The sequence below is a fragment of the Pantoea sp. ICBG 828 genome, from assembly GCF_002928355.1.
Lineage (GTDB): Bacteria > Pseudomonadota > Gammaproteobacteria > Enterobacterales > Enterobacteriaceae > Pantoea > Pantoea dispersa.
The window spans coordinates 554,388-570,999 of record NZ_POWN01000003.1 but is presented as its reverse complement, the minus strand read 5'-3'; the positions used below and the strand labels follow the sequence as shown (position 1 = coordinate 570,999).

Annotated in this window: 13 protein-coding genes; 6 read left to right on the top strand and 7 right to left on the bottom strand. The window is 61.5% G+C overall.

Annotation, left to right across the window (positions count from 1 at the left end):
- The first annotated feature begins 2 nt into the window (after positions 1–2).
- The 3 genes from mtnN to C1Y43_RS10300 all read left to right on the top strand — a co-directional run bounded on the left by mtnN (position 3) and on the right by C1Y43_RS10300 (position 1,858).
- On the top strand, positions 3–701 hold the full coding sequence (mtnN, locus tag C1Y43_RS10310) for a 5'-methylthioadenosine/S-adenosylhomocysteine nucleosidase (protein WP_021507498.1): 699 nt from the start codon (positions 3–5) through the stop codon (positions 699–701).
- Positions 694–1,500: a vitamin B12 ABC transporter substrate-binding protein BtuF gene (gene btuF / locus C1Y43_RS10305; protein WP_104188142.1), complete on the top strand. Its 807-nt coding sequence runs from the start codon at positions 694–696 to the stop codon at positions 1,498–1,500. The genes mtnN and btuF overlap by 8 nt, the downstream gene beginning before the upstream one ends.
- A gap of 106 nt (positions 1,501–1,606) precedes the next feature.
- Positions 1,607–1,858 (top strand): hypothetical protein, encoded by a 252-nt coding sequence (locus C1Y43_RS10300; RefSeq protein WP_021507500.1) that lies wholly within the window; start codon positions 1,607–1,609, stop codon positions 1,856–1,858.
- A 33-nt stretch (positions 1,859–1,891) separates the two neighbouring features.
- Here the strand turns inward: C1Y43_RS10300 and erpA are convergent, their stop codons facing one another.
- Positions 1,892–2,239 carry an iron-sulfur cluster insertion protein ErpA gene (erpA, locus tag C1Y43_RS10295; RefSeq protein ID WP_021507501.1) on the bottom strand — a complete coding sequence of 116 codons (348 nt, stop codon included), beginning with the start codon at positions 2,237–2,239 and terminating at the stop codon, positions 1,892–1,894.
- Positions 2,240–2,460: 221 nt separating this feature from the next.
- Here erpA and hemL point away from each other — a divergent pair, with 221 nt between their 5' ends.
- Positions 2,461–3,741: a glutamate-1-semialdehyde 2,1-aminomutase gene (hemL, locus tag C1Y43_RS10290; protein ID WP_021507502.1), complete on the top strand. Its 1,281-nt coding sequence runs from the start codon at positions 2,461–2,463 to the stop codon at positions 3,739–3,741.
- 35 nt (positions 3,742–3,776) lie between these two features.
- Here the strand turns inward: hemL and fhuB are convergent, their stop codons facing one another.
- The 6 genes from fhuB to hrpB all read right to left on the bottom strand — a co-directional run bounded on the left by fhuB (position 3,777) and on the right by hrpB (position 15,120).
- Entirely contained in the window at positions 3,777–5,753 is a 1,977-nt protein-coding gene (fhuB, locus tag C1Y43_RS10285) for a Fe(3+)-hydroxamate ABC transporter permease FhuB (protein ID WP_104188140.1), read from the bottom strand.
- Positions 5,753–6,631, bottom strand: a complete 879-nt coding sequence (gene fhuD, locus C1Y43_RS10280; protein ID WP_104188139.1) for a Fe(3+)-hydroxamate ABC transporter substrate-binding protein FhuD — start codon at positions 6,629–6,631, stop codon at positions 5,753–5,755. The genes fhuB and fhuD overlap by 1 nt, the downstream gene beginning before the upstream one ends.
- Positions 6,632–6,640: 9 nt before the next feature.
- Positions 6,641–7,435, bottom strand: coding sequence for a Fe3+-hydroxamate ABC transporter ATP-binding protein FhuC (fhuC, locus tag C1Y43_RS10275; protein WP_088516628.1), 795 nt, complete (start codon positions 7,433–7,435; stop codon positions 6,641–6,643).
- A gap of 44 nt (positions 7,436–7,479) precedes the next feature.
- A complete protein-coding gene (gene fhuA, locus C1Y43_RS10270; RefSeq protein WP_104188137.1) occupies positions 7,480–9,687 on the bottom strand; it encodes a ferrichrome porin FhuA in 2,208 nt (735 codons plus the stop codon).
- A gap of 328 nt (positions 9,688–10,015) precedes the next feature.
- On the bottom strand, positions 10,016–12,544 hold the full coding sequence (gene mrcB, locus C1Y43_RS10265; protein WP_104188135.1) for a bifunctional glycosyl transferase/transpeptidase: 2,529 nt from the start codon (positions 12,542–12,544) through the stop codon (positions 10,016–10,018).
- A gap of 98 nt (positions 12,545–12,642) precedes the next feature.
- On the bottom strand, positions 12,643–15,120 hold the full coding sequence (hrpB, locus tag C1Y43_RS10260) for an ATP-dependent helicase HrpB (RefSeq protein WP_104188133.1): 2,478 nt from the start codon (positions 15,118–15,120) through the stop codon (positions 12,643–12,645).
- Between the two features lie 35 nt (positions 15,121–15,155).
- Here hrpB and thpR point away from each other — a divergent pair, with 35 nt between their 5' ends.
- Complete coding sequence (gene thpR, locus C1Y43_RS10255; protein ID WP_058780461.1) at positions 15,156–15,695, top strand: RNA 2',3'-cyclic phosphodiesterase; 540 nt, start codon at positions 15,156–15,158, stop codon at positions 15,693–15,695.
- Positions 15,696–16,412 carry a DNA/RNA nuclease SfsA gene (gene sfsA / locus C1Y43_RS10250; RefSeq protein ID WP_104188131.1) on the top strand — a complete coding sequence of 239 codons (717 nt, stop codon included), beginning with the start codon at positions 15,696–15,698 and terminating at the stop codon, positions 16,410–16,412.
- Positions 16,413–16,612 lie beyond the last annotated feature (200 nt).

The window sequence follows — 16,612 nt, the reverse complement described above, 5'->3', positions numbered from 1 at the left end:
TTATGAAAGCAGGCATTATTGGCGCGATGGAGCAGGAAGTCACACTGCTGCGTGACAAAATTGAAAACCGTCAGACGCTGACGCTGGCCGGCTGCGAAATTTACACCGGTACGCTCAACGGCGTTGAGGTGGCTCTGCTGAAATCGGGCATCGGCAAAACCGCGGCGGCGCTGGGTACCACGCTGCTGCTGGAGCTGTGCAAACCAGATCTGGTGATCAACACCGGTTCCGCAGGCGGTCTGGCACCAACCCTGCAGGTGGGCGATATCGTGGTGTCCGATGAAGTGCGTTATCACGATGCCGATGTCACCGCTTTTGGCTATGAGCCTGGTCAGATGGCGGGCTGCCCGGCGGCGTTTGTCGCGGACAGCGCGCTGATTGCCGCCGCAGAGCAGGTGATCAAACAGCTGGATCTCAACGCGGTGCGCGGTCTGGTGGTCAGCGGAGACGCCTTCATTAATGGCGCCGCGCCGCTGGAGCGTATCCGCAGCACCTTCCCGCAGGCGATTGCGGTAGAGATGGAAGCCACGGCGATTGGTCACGTTTGCCATCAGTTTAAGGTGCCGTTCGTGGTGGTACGCGCTATTTCTGACGTGGCCGATAAAGCGTCGCATCTGAGTTTCGAAGAGTTCCTCAGCGTGGCGGCTAAACAGTCGTCGCTGATGGTGGAAAACCTGCTGGCTCAGCTGGCGCGTGGCTAAATATCTGCTGCTCGGGCTGTGGCTGCTGTGCCACAGCCTGCTGGCTGCACCGCGCGTCATTACCCTGTCGCCGCATCTCACTGAACTGGCGTTTGCCGCCGGCATCACGCCGGTGGCGGTGAGCGCCTGGTCAGACTATCCCGCCGCTGCTCGCCAGCTGGAGCAGGTGGCGAACTGGCAGGGCATTCGCGTTGAACGCATTGTGCAGCTCAGGCCGGATGTGGTGCTGGCCTGGCGCGGCGGCAATCCGCTACGCCAGGTGGAGCAGCTACAGCGTCTGGGCATCCATGTGGAATGGATCGATCCGCAATCACTCGATCAGATGATTGACGCGCTGGCAGCGCTGCAGCGCTGGAGCCCACAGCCCCAGCGGGCCACCGCGGCCGCACAGGCGTTACACCAGCAGCTGCAGACGCTGCGTCAGCGCTATCAGCAGCAAACGCCGGTGCCGCTGTTTCTGCAGTTTGGCCAGCAGCCGCTGTTTACCGCCGCGCGCAGCACGCTGCAGAATGAGGTTATCACCCTGTGCGGCGGTCGCAATATCTTTGCTGACAGCAGTGTGAGCTGGCCTCAGGTGAGCCGGGAGCAGGTGCTGATGCGGCATCCGCAGGCGATTGTCACTGGCGGTGATGCCAGCCGCGCCGCCAGCGTCGCGCGCTTCTGGCAGCCGCAGCTTAACGTGCCGATGATTGCGCTTAACGATGACTGGCTGAGCCGGCCGGGTCCGCGCCTGCTGCTGGCGGCAAAACAATTGTGCGAAGCTTTACATCCGACGAAAAATAAAGCATTACCAGACTAAAGATTCGACGATTCATGTCGAAAATCAAATAACAAGGCACAGCGGCCACGTATGCTCTGTGCCCTTTTAGCGCATAGCGCACTTTTGACATCACCAGGATTTCACCATGACCAGAGCGCTGCTGCTGGCCATAGGGCTGATCGTGGCTGCACCGATCGGTGCGGCAACCACCACGGGCTCTATCGCCGTCTCGCTAACGATTTTCTCCCGCTGCGATATCTCACGCCCGAGTGAGCAGACGCTGCCGTCTGTTGACTGTGGCCGGCATTTCAGCGCGCAGCCGCGCGTGACACAAAGCGTATTGAACCGCGATGCGTTGCGCCGTGAAACGGCACGCCTGGTGACGATTGAGTGGTAAATCATGGCTGCCAGAACGGCAGCCAGCACAGCATCAGATGCTGAAAGAGGAGCCGCAGCCGCAGGTGGTTTTGGCGTTGGGATTGGTCACGATAAAGCGGGAACCTTCCAGACCTTCGGTGTAGTCAACCGATCCACCCACCAGATACTGCAGGCTCATCGGGTCAACCACCAGCGCCACACCCTGCTTCTCGATGGTCATGTCGCCGTCATTCATCTGATCGTCAAAAGTAAAACCATACTGGAAGCCACTGCAGCCCCCGCCGGTGATATATACGCGCAATTTCAGCGCCGGATTCTCTTCATCCGCAATCAGGTTTTTTACTTTTTTCGCTGCTGCATCGGTGAACTGCAGAGGCAGCGCGGCTACGTCGTCACTCATCTTTTACTCCGGGTAAACGTCCAGGTCAGAAAACGACCTCAATTTCGCTATTATCTGCCAGCCGTCCAGTGCAATCAAGTAGCGCCCTTGACACTGTGTGCCGCCAGTTATGGCATAAAGTATAGCAATGTCGCAGGCGCAAGCGGCCGCGCGCCTTTCTTCACCGGCCGCTCTTCCGTAGAATGGCGCCAGATTTTTTCCAGAACAGCAGGAGCCGAACCATGAGTAAGTCAGAAAACCTGTATGCCGAAGCACAACGCCTGATCCCGGGCGGCGTGAACTCCCCGGTGCGTGCCTTTACCGGCGTGGGCGGCGTGCCGCTGTTCATCGAACGCGCCGACGGTGCCTATCTGTATGATGCCGATGGCAAAGCCTATATCGATTACGTCGGCTCCTGGGGACCGATGGTGCTGGGCCACAATAACGCCACCATTCGCAATGCGGTGATCGAAGCCGCCGCTCGCGGCCTGAGTTTTGGCGCGCCGACGGAGATGGAAGTGAAGATGGCCGAGCTGGTGTGCGAGCTGGTGCCGAGCATGGACATGGTGCGTATGGTTAACTCCGGCACCGAAGCTACCATGAGCGCCATCCGCCTGGCGCGCGGTTTCACCCAGCGTGACAAGATCATCAAATTTGAGGGCTGCTACCACGGCCACGCTGACTGCCTGCTGGTGAAAGCCGGTTCCGGTGCGCTGACCCTCGGCCAGCCCAACTCGCCGGGCGTGCCGGCGGATTTCGCCCGTCACACCCTGACCTGCACCTATAACGATCTCGACTCGGTGCGCGCGGCGTTTGAGCAGTATCCACAAGAGATCGCCTGTATTATCGTCGAACCGGTGGCAGGCAACATGAACTGCATCCCGCCGCAGCCGGAATTCCTGCCGGGCCTGCGTGCGCTGTGCGATGAGTTTGGCGCGCTGCTGATTATCGATGAAGTGATGACCGGCTTCCGCGTGGCGCTGGGCGGTGCCCAAGCTTATTACGACGTTACGCCAGATCTGACCTGCCTCGGCAAGATCATCGGCGGCGGTATGCCGGTTGGTGCCTTTGGCGGCCGCCGCGAAGTGATGGCCGCGCTGGCTCCCACCGGCCCGGTGTATCAGGCGGGCACGCTGTCCGGTAACCCGATTGCCATGGCCGCCGGTTTTGCCTGCCTGTCGCAGATTGCGCAGCCTGGCACCCATGCGACCTTAACCGCACTCACCGACCAGCTGTGTGCTGGCCTGCTGGCGGCGGCGGAGGCGGAAAATATCCCGCTGGTGGTGAACCACGTCGGTGGCATGTTCGGTATTTTCTTCACCGACGCCGACAGCGTGACCTGCTACGCCGACGTGACGAAGTGCGATGTGGAGCGCTTTAAGCGTTTCTTCCATCTGATGCTGCAGGAAGGTGTTTACCTCGCACCATCGGCTTATGAGGCCGGCTTTATGTCCCTGGCGCACAGCCAGGAAGATATTCAGCGCACCGTCGATGCCGCCCGCCGCTGCTTCGCGCAGCTGTAAACCTGCCGGGGCGCCATTCATAGCGCCCCGCTTCACTAAGCGCGCCTTAGCAGCCAGATAAAATACGGCGCGCCGAAGAAGGTCGCCATCAGACCCGCCGGGATTTGATCCGGGAAGGCCAGCATGCGGCCGCACCAGTCGGCGAACACCAGCAGGCCCCCGCCGAGCAGGCCAGCCATCAGCAATTGCGGCAGCGCGCGACGGAAGCCGAGCATGCGCACAATATGTGGCGCCATCAGGCCAATAAAACTCAGCGGACCGATAGTGAGCGTCGCGGTAGCGGTCAGCGCGGCCGCCAGCAACAGCAGGCCGAAGCGCGATCGGTTCAGCGCCATGCCGGCTGAGCGCGCCGTGGCACTGCCGAGCGGCAGCAGCGTCAGCCAGCGGCTGGCCAGCGGTGCCAGCGCCACCAGTATCATGCCCACGCCAGCACTCTGCAGCGCCTGCGTCATTGAGATGTTGTACGTCGAACCGGAAATCCAGCTCAGCAGCCCGGCCATGCGCGGATCGCCGCTCGCCAGCAACACCATCAGTAACGTGACAAACGCACTGTTCAGCGCCATTCCGGCCAGCAGCATGCGTTCCGGTGCAAAACCGCCGCGGCTGGCCACCAGCATAATCACCAGCAGCGTCAGCGCGGCACCCAGCACGCCGGCCGGCAGCAGCCAGGCGACCGCGTTGCCGGGCACAAAGAACAGCATCACCACCACCCCGCAGGCCGCTCCGGAGCTGATGCCCAGCACTTCCGGACTGGCCATCGGATTACCGGTCAGGCGCTGAATCAGCACCCCGGCCACGCCCAGCATCGTGCCGACCACCAGCGCCGCCAGCACGCGCGGCACGCGCCACGGCAGCAGCTGTTGCAGCATATCGCCGCTGACCCACGTCCAGCCGTGTGCGTCGCGCCCAAACGCGATGCCCGCCAGACTGCACAGCGCCAGAATCATCACGCCCGCCAGGCACCAGCGCAGCACGGCCTGTCGCTCCTGCGGCACTGTGTCGCCGGCATTCATCGCCGGCGGCAGCGAGCCCGTGCGCAGACGCGGCAGCAGCCACAGCAGAATCGGCACGCCAATCAGCGCGGTAGCCGTCCCGGTTGACACTTCACGCCAGTGCGCAGTCAGCCACAGCACGCACTGATCGGCCAGCCACAGCAGCAGTGCGCCAATCAGCGGCGCCAGCAGCAAGCGGCTCAGCAGACGACGCGCCCCCAGCATCTTCGCCAGCAGCGGCGCGAACAGCCCGATAAAGCCGATGATACCGGCGACGTTAACCAGCTGCGCACTGAGCAGGATCGCCAGCGCCAGCGCGGCAATGCGCGCCGCCGACAGCGCCAGACCGAGGTTTTTTGCCACGCCATCATCCAGCCCCATCAACGTCAGCGGACGCAACAGCGCCAGCGCCAGTGCGAACGCCAGCAGCAGGCGCGGCCACAGCAGCGCCACGTTGTGGCCGTCGAGCTGGTTCAGCGCGCCGGTGCTCCACAGAAACATGTTTTGCAGCTGATCGTGATTGAAGATGGCAAAGATTTGATTAACCGCGCCGGCATACAGGCTCAGTACCAGACCGGCCAGGATCAGCGTCACCGGCGACAGACGCTTGCCCCAGGCGATACCAAACACCAGCACGCCGACCAGCACCGCCCCGCCCATCGCAGCAAACTGCTGCGTCAGCTCCCCGCCCGGCAGCTGCCACAGAGTGGCGACGGTCAGGCCAAGCTGCGCGCCGGAAGAGACGCCCAGCGTGGTCGGCTCCGCCAGCGGATTGCGCAGCACCTGCTGAAACAGCAGGCCCGCGAGGCCAAGTCCGGCTCCGACCAGCAGCGCCAGCGCCAGCCGCGACAGCTGGCTGTAGTGGAACACCACCTGACGGATGTTATCGATATCCGGCGCGAACATCGCCTGCTGCCACTGCGCCAATGGCAGCGCCTGGCGCAGGTTGATAAACGTGAGCGCCAGCGCCAGTAAACTGAGCACGCTGAGCAGCGCGACGGGAAACAGACGGTTGCGCATCAGTGCGACTCCAGCGCGCGTTCCAGCACGCGAATAAATTTTATGGCTGAGTAAGTGGCGCCGTAGTACCACACCGCCGGCACCCGCCGGAAACGGCCGGAACGGACAAACGGCAGCGCCTGCCACAGTGCGCTTTGCGTCACCTGCTGCATATCGCGTTCGTTATCGTGATCGAAGCAGATCACCTCAACGTCACCGACCTCCGCCAGCCGCTCCAGCCCGACCACCGCACTGCCCCAGAAGTTGGTTTCGCCCTGCCAGGCATTGCGCAGGCCAAGCTGCTCCATCACCTCGAGGAACAGGCTGCCTTTACCGAAGGTAATGGTGTGACGCGGATCCATCAGCGACATCAGCAGCAGCGGACGCTGCGCCCACGGACGTAACCGCTCACGCGCGGCCGCCACTTCACCATCCACCCAGTGCAAATGGGCCTGTGCCTGCGCTTCAAGGCCAAGCCGGGCAGCCAGCGCATGCAGCGATGTGCGCGCGGTGGTGAACGGTTTGCCATCGCCGCTGTTGAGGTCAAAGCCCATCGTCGGCGCAATGCGCTCCAGCTTGTCGACCGCCGGGCCGTAACCGTTGGAGTGCAGGATCAGTGACGGTGCCAGTTGGGTCATCAGTTCCAGATTGGGTTCGGTGCGTAAGCCGAGATCGAGGGTGCCGGCCGGCAAGACCGGGTCACCCACCCAGATGGCGTAGTTGTGCAGATCGGCCACGCCGAGCGGGGCGACGCCGAGCGCCATCAGCAACTCCACCGGCAGCCACTCCAGCGCCAGGATGCGCTGGCTGTCCGGCGGCGCGGCGTGCAGCGGTGCAAGGTTCATCAGCGGTGAGAGCGCCAGCGCGGTCAGCAGACGGCGACGGGAAAGGTCGAACATCACGAGGCCTCAGTAGACAAAGCTGACGGGCGCGCCGCCCTGCGGATGCGGCAGAATGCCCATCGGAATGCCATAAATATCACCCAGCACCCCGGCCTGCATAATCGCTTCCGGTCCGCCTTGCGCGATCACTTCGCCCGCGCGCAGCGCCACCAGCCGGTCACAGTAGCGAGCCGCCATGTTGAGATCGTGCAGTACCGCTATCACCGTCAGGCCGCGTTCGTGGCTGAGACGCTGAATCAGCGCCAGCACATCAACCTGATGGGCGATATCCAGCGCCGACGTGGGTTCGTCCAGCAGCAGGCAGCGGCTGTTCTGTGCCACCAGCATTGCCAGCCACGCACGCTGCCGCTCGCCGCCGGACAGGCTGTCCACCAGCCGCCCGGCGAAGGGTTTCAGTCCAACCAGCGCAATCGCCTCGTCTACCCGATCGCGATCTTCCTGGCCGTAGCGCCCCAGCGCACCGTGCCACGGATAGCGCCCAATCGCCACCAGCTCGCGCACCGTCATGCCCTCCGCCGCAGGCAGCTGCTGCGGCAGATAGGCTACCTGACGTGCAAAAGCTTTACTGCTCCAGGTATCAACCGCCTCACCGTTCAACATCACGCGCCCTTCGCTGGCGGCATGGTGACGGCCGAGCATCTTCAACAGCGTGGATTTACCGGAACCGTTATGCCCGATCAGCGCGGTGACTTTGCCCGGGGCGAAAGTCAGCGACAGCGGATGCAGCAGCGTGCGGCCGGGTACACGGAAGCTGACGTTTTCCAGTGAAAAGGTGGTTTCTGCGTGGTGCGGATGCTGCATGATAATCCCTGGTTAACGGGCGCCGCAGCGCCCTGTGTTCAGTATCAGAAGCGGAAGGTGGCGGTACCGACGATCTGGCGCTCTGCGCCCCAGTAGCAGGCGTAGTCGCGGTAGCAGCTGGCAACGTATTCGCGATCGAACAGGTTGTTGATGTTGACGCCGACGGTTGAACCCGGCAAGCCGAAGCGGCCCAGATCGTACTTCAGTGCGGCATCTACAGTGGTGTACGCGGCGACGTCAAAGTTCTGGTTGGCATTTGCGCCGCTGGCGTACAGACCTTTGCTTTCACCCACGTAGCGCACCCCGGCACCCACGGTGAAGCCCGACAGTGCGGTTTCGTGGAAGGTGTAATCACCCCACAGCGAGGCCATATGCTTAGGCACCTGCACCGGCGTACGGCCTTTCAGCAAGGTGTCTTCGGTGTATTCCGCATCGGTATAAGAGTAAGCCGCCGTCAGGTTGATGTTGGCGTTAAGCGCCGCCTTGGCTTCCAGCTCGACGCCACGTGAGCGGATTTCACCGCTTTGCACGCTGGCAAATTGATGACTTGCATCAGGATCGGCCGTCAGGTTCTTCGTTTTGGTCAGCTGATAGACCGCCGCCGTCATGACAATCGGACGATCTTTGGGAACGTATTTTACGCCCGCTTCATATTGTTTAGCGCGTGACGGATCAAACGCTTCGCCGCCCCATGTTGCGCCAGCATTAGGAATAAACGCTTCGCTGTAACTGAAATAAGGTGCAATGCCATTATCGAACACATAGTTAACACCACCACGCCAGGTAAAGGCCTGATCGTTCTGGCGATCAACGCTCTGCGCTACGCGGTCGGTAACGGAGTTCATCGCGTAGTCGTAGCGGCCACCGAGCGTCAGCACCCAGCGGTTCCACTCCATTTGATCCTGCGCGTACAGACCGGTCTGGCGTTGCTGGTTCAAACGCTGATAAGGATCGTCATAAGGGGTGTAGCTGTCGTTGCCATATTGCGGATTGAATGGACTCAGGCCGGTGGCGGTGCCGAACTGACCATCAATATCGTTACGGGTGCGCTGAAAATCGACGCCCAGCAGTAACGTATGGGCTAAATCACCGGTTGCGAATTTAGCCTGCGCTTGCGTATCCACGGCAAACTGGTTGAGTTTTTCTTTTGAGAATGCGGCATTGCGGGTAATCAGTTGATTCTCAGGGTTATAACCGAAGCCATAAATACTGCGATAATCGGTCTGCATTTCGGCATAGCGCAGATTCTGGCGCACCGTCCAGGTATCGTTAAAGCTGTGCTCAAAGTTATAGCCAACCATTTTGGTGTTGCGCGAGATCTTATTGCTGTCTTCGCCTTCATCGAAATTGGTGGGCAGCTTATAGCTGCTGCCGTCCGGCCGGGTGATGCCCACCACGGTGCCTTCACGCGGCAGCCAGCCGTAATAGCCGGTTTCCGGTTCGTTCTGGAAGTAGGTCAGCAGGTCAAAGCGGGTATTGGCATCGGGACGCCAGCTGAACGAAGGCGCAATCGTATAGCGCTTCTCTTTGTTCATCTCCTGTTGCGCATCGGCGCTGCGCGCCAGGCCGGTCAGGCGATAGCTGTAAACGCCGTCATCATCCAGTGAGCCGCCAAAATCGAAGCCGGTGGAGAACAGGTTGTCGGTGCCCATCTGGAACTGGACTTCACGCAGCGTCTCCTGGGTCGGCCGCTTGCTCACCAGTGACACCACACCGCCCGGGTTGCTCTTACCGTACAGCACCGACACCGGACCGCGCAGCAGCTCCGCGCGCTCGAGGAAGTAAGGATCGATAGCGAATTCGGAGTAGTTGTCACCCTGCAGCTTCAGGCCATCCAGATACTGGTTGGTGTTGGTTTCGCTGAAGCCGCGAATCGACAGCGCGTCGATAACGTCCGAGCTGCCGCGGTTACCGGTCAGCACGCCTGGCGTGTAATTGAACGCACCTTTGACGCTGGTCACCGCATGCATTGACATCTCTTCCTGCGTCACCACCGACACCGACTGCGGATTCTTCTCGATTGGCGTATCGGTTTTGGTGCCGGTCGCGCTGTGTTTGGCGGCGATGGTCGGCGACGGTCCCCATGCGCTCTCCTGCACTACGCCGCTGCCGCCATCAGCCGTCACCACCACGGTATCTTCGGCCAGCGCCTGCATGCTGAGTGTGCCCAGAGTCAGGGAAATCAATAACGCGAGCGGTCGACGGGTGGTCACCGCGCGCAGAGAACAAGGAAAAGTGTTTCGCGCATTCATAGTGGGATCTCATGAAAATAGAACAATGCAGGCGAATGGAAACGAGAATGATTATTAGACGCACGGATTTTAGGCGAAACCCGGCAAGCACCGCAAGATGTAATGCCTGCTGGCGGTGAGTTTGCCAGCGGATCGCACATATCCATGATCGCGGCTAAAAAAATGGCGGGCAAAGAAAAAGGCGCCGCAGCGCCAGAGGGAGTTAAATTCAGCTTTTATGCAAGACTCAGGCTGGAGCGCCGCCATGTATCTGGCACCGCCACGTGGTGGTAAAACGCCGGCACTGCACAGGCTCTGAAGGTATAAAGCCGGTGCAGTGCCGGATGGCTTATTTACTGCCAAACATATCTTTAATCCAGCCCGCGACGCCGTCAGAGTCTTTCTGCTCGCCCTGCGGCTGCTGCTGTTGCTGCTGTTGCTGTTGCTGCTCTTGCTGTTGCTGCTGCTGAATCTGCTGCTGTTGCTGCTGGCACAGCGCGTTCGGATCCAGCGCCCACACCGGCAGCGAACGCCAGGTGCTGCTGCCGCTGCCGCAGACAAAGTTACCGGCCGAATCGATATTCATCTGAGTGATATCTTCCGGTGGCGTCAGGACCAGTGGCATCGGCGCCTGGTTGTCGAGGTAGCGACGATAGATCTGCATCGCACCACTGGCACCGTACAGCTTCGAGGTCTGGTTGTTGTCGCGGCCAACCCAGGTGATCGCCACTTCTTTGCCATCAATACCGGCAAACCAGCTGTCGATCAGGTCATTGGTGGTACCGGTTTTCGCCGCCAGATGCGCACCCGGGAAGCGTGCGCCCAGCGCCCGCGCCGTACCGTGATCGGCCACCTGCTGCATGGTATACAGCGTCAGATACGCCGCCTGCGCCGGCTCAACGCGCTGCGCCTGCGGGAAGCTCTGATACAGCACCGTGCCATCTTCCGCGATCACCGAGCGCACCGCCGACAGCGCAGCGCGGTTACCGCCGCTGGCAATTGACTGGAACGCCTGCGCCACTTCAATCGGCGTCAGGTTAAGCGCCCCCAGCAGCATGGCCGGTACCGGATGCAGCTGATCTTTTGGCACGCCCAGTTTGGTCCAGGTATCCACTACCGCGTCGAGTCCCAGCGTCATACCGAGGTTAACGGTTGGCACGTTCATCGAGTTAGTCAGCGCATCCACCAGCATCACTTTACCGCTGAAGCGACGATCGTCGTTCATCGGCTTCCACACCGAACCGTTTGGCTGTTTCAGCGCGATCGGCTCGTCGGCGATCCAGCTGTTCAGGCGATAGCTGTTTGGCTGGCTGAGGGCGGTCAGATAGGTCGCCGGTTTTGCCAGTGAACCAATCGAGCGACGCGCCTGCAGCGCGCGGTTATAGCCGGCAAACTGTGGATCGGCACCGCCGACCATGGCGCGCACTTCACCACTGAAGCGGTCGACCACCACCATCGCGGTTTCCAGATCTTTCAGCCCGCGCTGTTTCTTCAGCGTGGGAATGCCGTCTTCAACCGCTTTTTCCGCCGCATCCTGCGAAATCGGATCGAGCGTGGTGAAGATCTTCACGCCGGAGAGGTCTTTGACCTTATCGCCCAGCTTCGCCTGCAGCTCATTACGCACCATCTGCATAAACGCCGGCTGCGGCGTGATCACCCCACCTTTCGGCTGGACACCAAGCGGCCGCGCCGACAGCATGTCGTACAGCTCCTGGTCGATCACCTTCTGCTGTTGCAGCAGACGCAGCACCAGGTTACGACGCTCCAGCGCCAGCTGCGGATTACGCCACGGATTGTACAGCGACGCACCTTTGACCATGCCGACCAGCATCGCCTGCTGATCAAGGCTCAGTTCGTCCACCGGGCGGCCAAAGTAGTACAGGCTGGCCAGCGGGAAACCGCGGATTTGGTCGTTGCCCGCCTGGCCGAGATACACCTCGTTCAGGTAGAGCTCAAGAATGCGATCTTTGCTGTAGCGCGCATCCATGATCACCGCCATATAGGCTTCACGCGCTTTACGCCACAGCGAGCGTTCGTTGGTGAGGAACAGGTTTTTCACCAGCTGCTGCGTCAGCGTACTGCCGCCCTGCACCGCTTTACCGGCGGTGATATTGGCGAGGAAGGCGCGACCAATCGAGTACGGGCTGATGCCGTCATGCTCGTAGAAGTGGCGGTCTTCGGTGGCGATCAGCGTATCGACCAGCAGATCCGGGAACCCGGCGCGCGGCACAAACAGACGCTGCTCGCCGTTTGGCGACTGCAACATGGTGATCAGCCGCGGATCGAGGCGGAAGAAGCCAAAGTCGCGTCCGGTATCAAGGTTTTTAATCTCGCTCAGCTCGTTGTTGCTGAAGGTGAGACGCGCGTTAATCTGGCCCTCTTTGCTGTCCGGAAAATCAAACGGACGGCGCAGCAGGTCGATGGTGTTGCCTTTCACGCTGAACTCACCCGGACGGGTAATGCGCGACACTTCGCGATACTGCGTGCCTTCCAGCAGCGCAATCATCTCTTTCTTGTCGTAAGCCATGCCCGGTTCGAGGCTGACCATGCGCCCGTACACGGCCGCTGGCAGCTGCCACACTTTACCGTCAATGCGGCTGCGGATTTCCGAATCGAGATAGACGCCCCAGGCGGCCATCACCACGACAAACACCAGGAAGAGTTTAATCAACCAGCCTAACCAGCGGCGTTTGCCACGCGCGGGTCGTTTTCCTTTACCTTTGGGTGGCACCGGCGCACTCTCCTCATCATCTTCGTCAAAATCGTCCTGATCGATATCATCTTCAGGCTCCCTGCGGCGACCCCGGCGCGTAACGTTACGCGGCGGCTTTGGCGCTTTTCCTTTGCGCCCAATAGGTTCGCGATCGTTCCCAGACATGCTTTGTTTTCTCCAGGCATAGCTACGGCAGCGCCGCTACTCTAACTGCTTTCTCGTGCCGCGCATGGCAGAACCCTCTGAATTCGATCCACTGCGGGCTACGAGGAATATTTTTTGGTGCGCCTCGTCGGCAAGGCGCTGGCCGGATCGTCCGGCCACGGATGTTTGGGATAGCGCCCTTTCATCTCTTTCTGCACTTCAGGATACGCACCGCGCCAGAACGCCGCGAGGTCGCGGGTGATCTGCAGCGGACGGTGCGCCGGCGAAAGCAGCTCCAGCACCAGCGGAACGCGCCCATCGGCAACCGCCGGGTTCTGCGCCTCGCCAAACATCTCCTGCATACGCACCGCCAGCGCGGGGGGTTTTTCCGCGTCGTAGCGAATCGGCAGGCGACTTCCGGTCGGCACAGTGTAATGAGTTGGCAGCACAGTATCCAGCCGCTGCCGCTGTGACCATGTCAGCAAATGTAATAAAGCGCTGACAAGATTAACGCTCTGCAGCCCTTTTAAATCGCGTACTGCGCCCATCTCCGGCAGCAGCCAGTGCTCCAGCGAGGCCAGCAGCGTGTCATCATCCAGCGTCGGCCACGCCTCTTCCGGCAGCCACTGCGCGGCGCACTGCAGGCGCACACGCAGCTGCTCTGCCTCTGGCGTCCAGCCGAGCACCGCCAGCCCTTTTTCGCGGATCCAGCGCAGCATCGCCGGATGCAGGATCTCCGGCTCGGGCCGCGCCTGCGGCTGGGCCCGCAGGATCAGCGCGCCAATCGCTTCCCGCTTCCACGCGCGCAGCGTGCCTTTGTCGTCATCCCAGTCCACATCGGTGCGCTGCTCAACCAGCTGCGGGCACTGCTGGCGCAGCGCATCCATCTCTACCGGCAGCGCCAGCAGCATGCGTGCATCGGCGCTGCTGGCCCCCTGCAGCAGGCTCGGTGCAATCAGCCACTCATAGCGGCTCAGGCCGTCGTGCTCATCCAGCATTGCGCCGATACCATTGGCGAGCTGATAGCGCGCGCTGTGACCGCGACGCTGCGCCAGCCGGTCAGCAAATCCGGCGGCCAGCAGCGCCGGGAAGCGATCGGCGTCAACGCGCCCCTGACCTGCATTCAGGCGCTGCTGCCAGTGGCGCGCGCGCCGCAGCCACTGCGGCTGTGGCTGGTTGAGCGCATCACGCAGATCGACACTGCCGCTGCGCGGCGGATCCTCCAGAATCGCCACCAGCAGCGCCGCGCTGGCGATGGCGTGCACATCGTCGCCGGCGGCGCACAGCATCGCCGTGAGACGCGGATCGCTGCCGAGCTGCGCCATTTTACGGCCGCGCGCGCTGAGCCGCCCTTCGCTATCCAGCGCGCCGAGCCGCTGCAGCTGTTGACGTGCCGCCTGCAGGCTGCGCGCCGGTGGACTATCCAGCCATTGCAGCTGAGCCGCGTCCTGACAGCCCCACTGCAGTAAATCCAGCTGCAGCGAGGCCAGATCGCTGGTGAGTATCTCCGGCTCACTCTGCGCCGCCGCACGCAGCGCCTGCTCCTGCGGCAGCAGATGCAGACAGATCCCCGGCGCCAGGCGACCGGCGCGGCCAGCGCGCTGCGTCATTGATGCCTGGCTGATGCGCTGGGTCAGCAAACGCGTCACGCCGCTGCGCACGTCAAACTGCGCCGCGCGCTCCAGCGCGCTGTCCACCACCAGGCGAATGCCTTCAATCGTCAGGCTGGTCTCGGCGATATTGGTGGCGAGCACCACTTTACGCCGGCCCGGCGCGGCCGGCAGGATGGCTCGCCGCTGTGCCTCCAGCGACAGCGCACCATATAAAGGAGATAAATCCACCTCATCACTGACGCGCGACGCCAGTTCACACTTCACCCGTTCAATCTCCGCCACGCCGGGCAGAAACAGCAGCAGCGAACCGGGCTCATCCCGCAGCAACTGTGCCACCTCGCGCGCCACTGCCTCTTCAAACCGCTGCTGCGGATTGAGCGAGGCGTAACGTCGAATCACCGGAAAGCTGCGCCCCTGTGACGCAATAAACGGCGCGTCGGGCAGCAGCGTGCTTAGCTGCTGATTATCCAGCGTTGCCGACATCAGCAGAATTTTCAGGTCGTCGCGCAATCCCTGCTGCACATCAAGCAGCAGCGCCAGCGCCAGGTCAGCCTGCAAGCTGCGCTCATGGAATTCGTCGAGGATCACCAGCGATACGCCCTCCAGCAGCGGATCGCGCTGCAGCATACGCGTCAGAATGCCTTCGGTGACCACCAGCAGACGCGTCGCTGCGCTGCTGCAGTTTTCCCCGCGCAGCCGATAGCCTACCGTCCCGCCCGGCTGTTCACCCAGCTGTTCCGCCAGCCGCTGTGCCACGTTGCGTGCCGCCAGCCGGCGCGGCTCCAGCATGATGATTTGCCCTGACAGCTGCGCCTGTTGCAGCAGCTGTAGCGGCAGCCAGGTGGATTTCCCGGCGCCGGTCGGGGCCGCCAGCAGCACCTGTGGCGACTGCGCCAGCGCGGCCAGCAATGCAGGCAGTACCTCGCTTACCGGTAACTCACTCACACTCAACTCCCACTCTGCCTGTGCTAAGATGGCGCGCATTGTACACCACCCGGCGCCAATTACCGGAGTTCAGCATGGCCACGCAACGACTGTTTTTTGCCCTCGAATTGCCTGATGCCCTCCAGCAACAGCTGGTGCAATGGCGGGCCGATTGCTTCGCCGCAGACGCGGGTAAACCGGTGGCGGCGGCGAATCTGCACCTGACGCTGGCGTTTCTTGGTGAGGTCAGCACGGAAACGGCGGGCCAGCTGCAGCAGCTGGCGGCACGCATCCGCCAGCCGGGCTTTACGCTGGATCTCGATGACGCCGGTCACTGGCCGCGTCCCGGCGTGGTGTGGCTTGGCTGCCAGCGCGCGCCGCGCGGTTTACTGCAGCTGGCCAACCTGCTGCGCGCCCAGGCCGCGCGCCATGGTTGTGCGCAGAGTACGCAGCCGTTCCATCCCCACATTACCCTGCTGCGCCACGCTGCGCAGGCCGTGGCGCTGCCGCCGCGCGGTTTTCACTGGCGCGTTGAGGTGAGCCATTTTGCGCTGTTTGCGTCCAGCTTCACGCAGGGACGCACGCGCTATCGCCGGCTGGCGCGCTGGCCACTGTTATCTGCCGCAGGAGCATAAATGCAGTTCGATCCGCCGTTACAATCAGCCCGCTTAATCACCCGCTATAAACGTTTTTTAGCCGATGTCATGACGCCGGAAGGTGACACCTTTACTCTGCACTGCGCTAATACCGGCGCGATGACCGGCTGCGCCACGCCAGGCGACACGGTGTGGTACTCCACCCCGGCCAGCGCGACGCGCAAATATCCGCACAGCTGGGAAATAACGCAAACCGCGCAGGGCCACTGGATTTGCGTCAACACCCTGCGCGCAAACCAACTGGTGCGCGAGGCGCTGCTGCGCGATGCAATTCCGGAATTATCCGCTTATAGCCACTGCCAGGCTGAGGTGAAATACGGCACGGAAAAAAGCCGAATTGACTTCCTGTTGCAAGCGGAGGGCAAAGCCAACTGCTATATTGAAGTCAAGTCCGTCACCCTTTTACAAAATGGTAAAGGCTATTTTCCGGATGCGGTGACGGCTCGTGGACAGAAACATCTGCGCGAATTAAGCACTATCGCGGCAGAAGGCCACCGGGCCGTTTTGTTGTTTGCTGTTCTGCACACGGGGATTGAGGACGTTTCCCCGGCGCACCATATCGATGCGCAATACGCAGAACTACTGGTACAGGCGCAGCGCTGCGGTGTGGAAGTGTTGGCGTATCAGGCTCAGATTTCACCGGCAGAAATGTTACTTACCCGGCCGTTAACGGTAACGATTAACGCACAGTTGTAATATTTAACGTTATTTGCTGTGATAAGAATGTTCTGAGCGGTGCGCTAAATACGCTGTTCCTCACAGGCTTGTCAAGGTGCGTTCATGAATAATTGCCAACCTTGATTGCTTCTGCTATTTATAGCGGCCTGTTTTTTTCCCTGATGGGAATCGATATGCCCCGCATGCGTCGGGTTGCAGGCAAAGGCTTTCGCAATCTG

Coding starts and splice junctions, on each gene's coding strand:
- mtnN (WP_021507498.1), top strand. CDS start 3: ATGAAAGCAGGCATTATTGGCGCGATGGAGCAGGAAGTCACACTGCTG.
- C1Y43_RS10300 (WP_021507500.1), top strand. CDS start 1,607: ATGACCAGAGCGCTGCTGCTGGCCATAGGGCTGATCGTGGCTGCACCG.
- erpA (WP_021507501.1), bottom strand. CDS start 2,239: ATGAGTGACGACGTAGCCGCGCTGCCTCTGCAGTTCACCGATGCAGCA.
- hemL (WP_021507502.1), top strand. CDS start 2,461: ATGAGTAAGTCAGAAAACCTGTATGCCGAAGCACAACGCCTGATCCCG.
- fhuB (WP_104188140.1), bottom strand. CDS start 5,753: ATGCGCAACCGTCTGTTTCCCGTCGCGCTGCTCAGCGTGCTCAGTTTA.
- fhuD (WP_104188139.1), bottom strand. CDS start 6,631: ATGTTCGACCTTTCCCGTCGCCGTCTGCTGACCGCGCTGGCGCTCTCA.
- fhuC (WP_088516628.1), bottom strand. CDS start 7,435: ATGCAGCATCCGCACCACGCAGAAACCACCTTTTCACTGGAAAACGTC.
- fhuA (WP_104188137.1), bottom strand. CDS start 9,687: ATGAATGCGCGAAACACTTTTCCTTGTTCTCTGCGCGCGGTGACCACC.
- mrcB (WP_104188135.1), bottom strand. CDS start 12,544: ATGTCTGGGAACGATCGCGAACCTATTGGGCGCAAAGGAAAAGCGCCA.
- hrpB (WP_104188133.1), bottom strand. CDS start 15,120: ATGCGCGCCATCTTAGCACAGGCAGAGTGGGAGTTGAGTGTGAGTGAG.
- thpR (WP_058780461.1), top strand. CDS start 15,156: ATGGCCACGCAACGACTGTTTTTTGCCCTCGAATTGCCTGATGCCCTC.
- sfsA (WP_104188131.1), top strand. CDS start 15,696: ATGCAGTTCGATCCGCCGTTACAATCAGCCCGCTTAATCACCCGCTAT.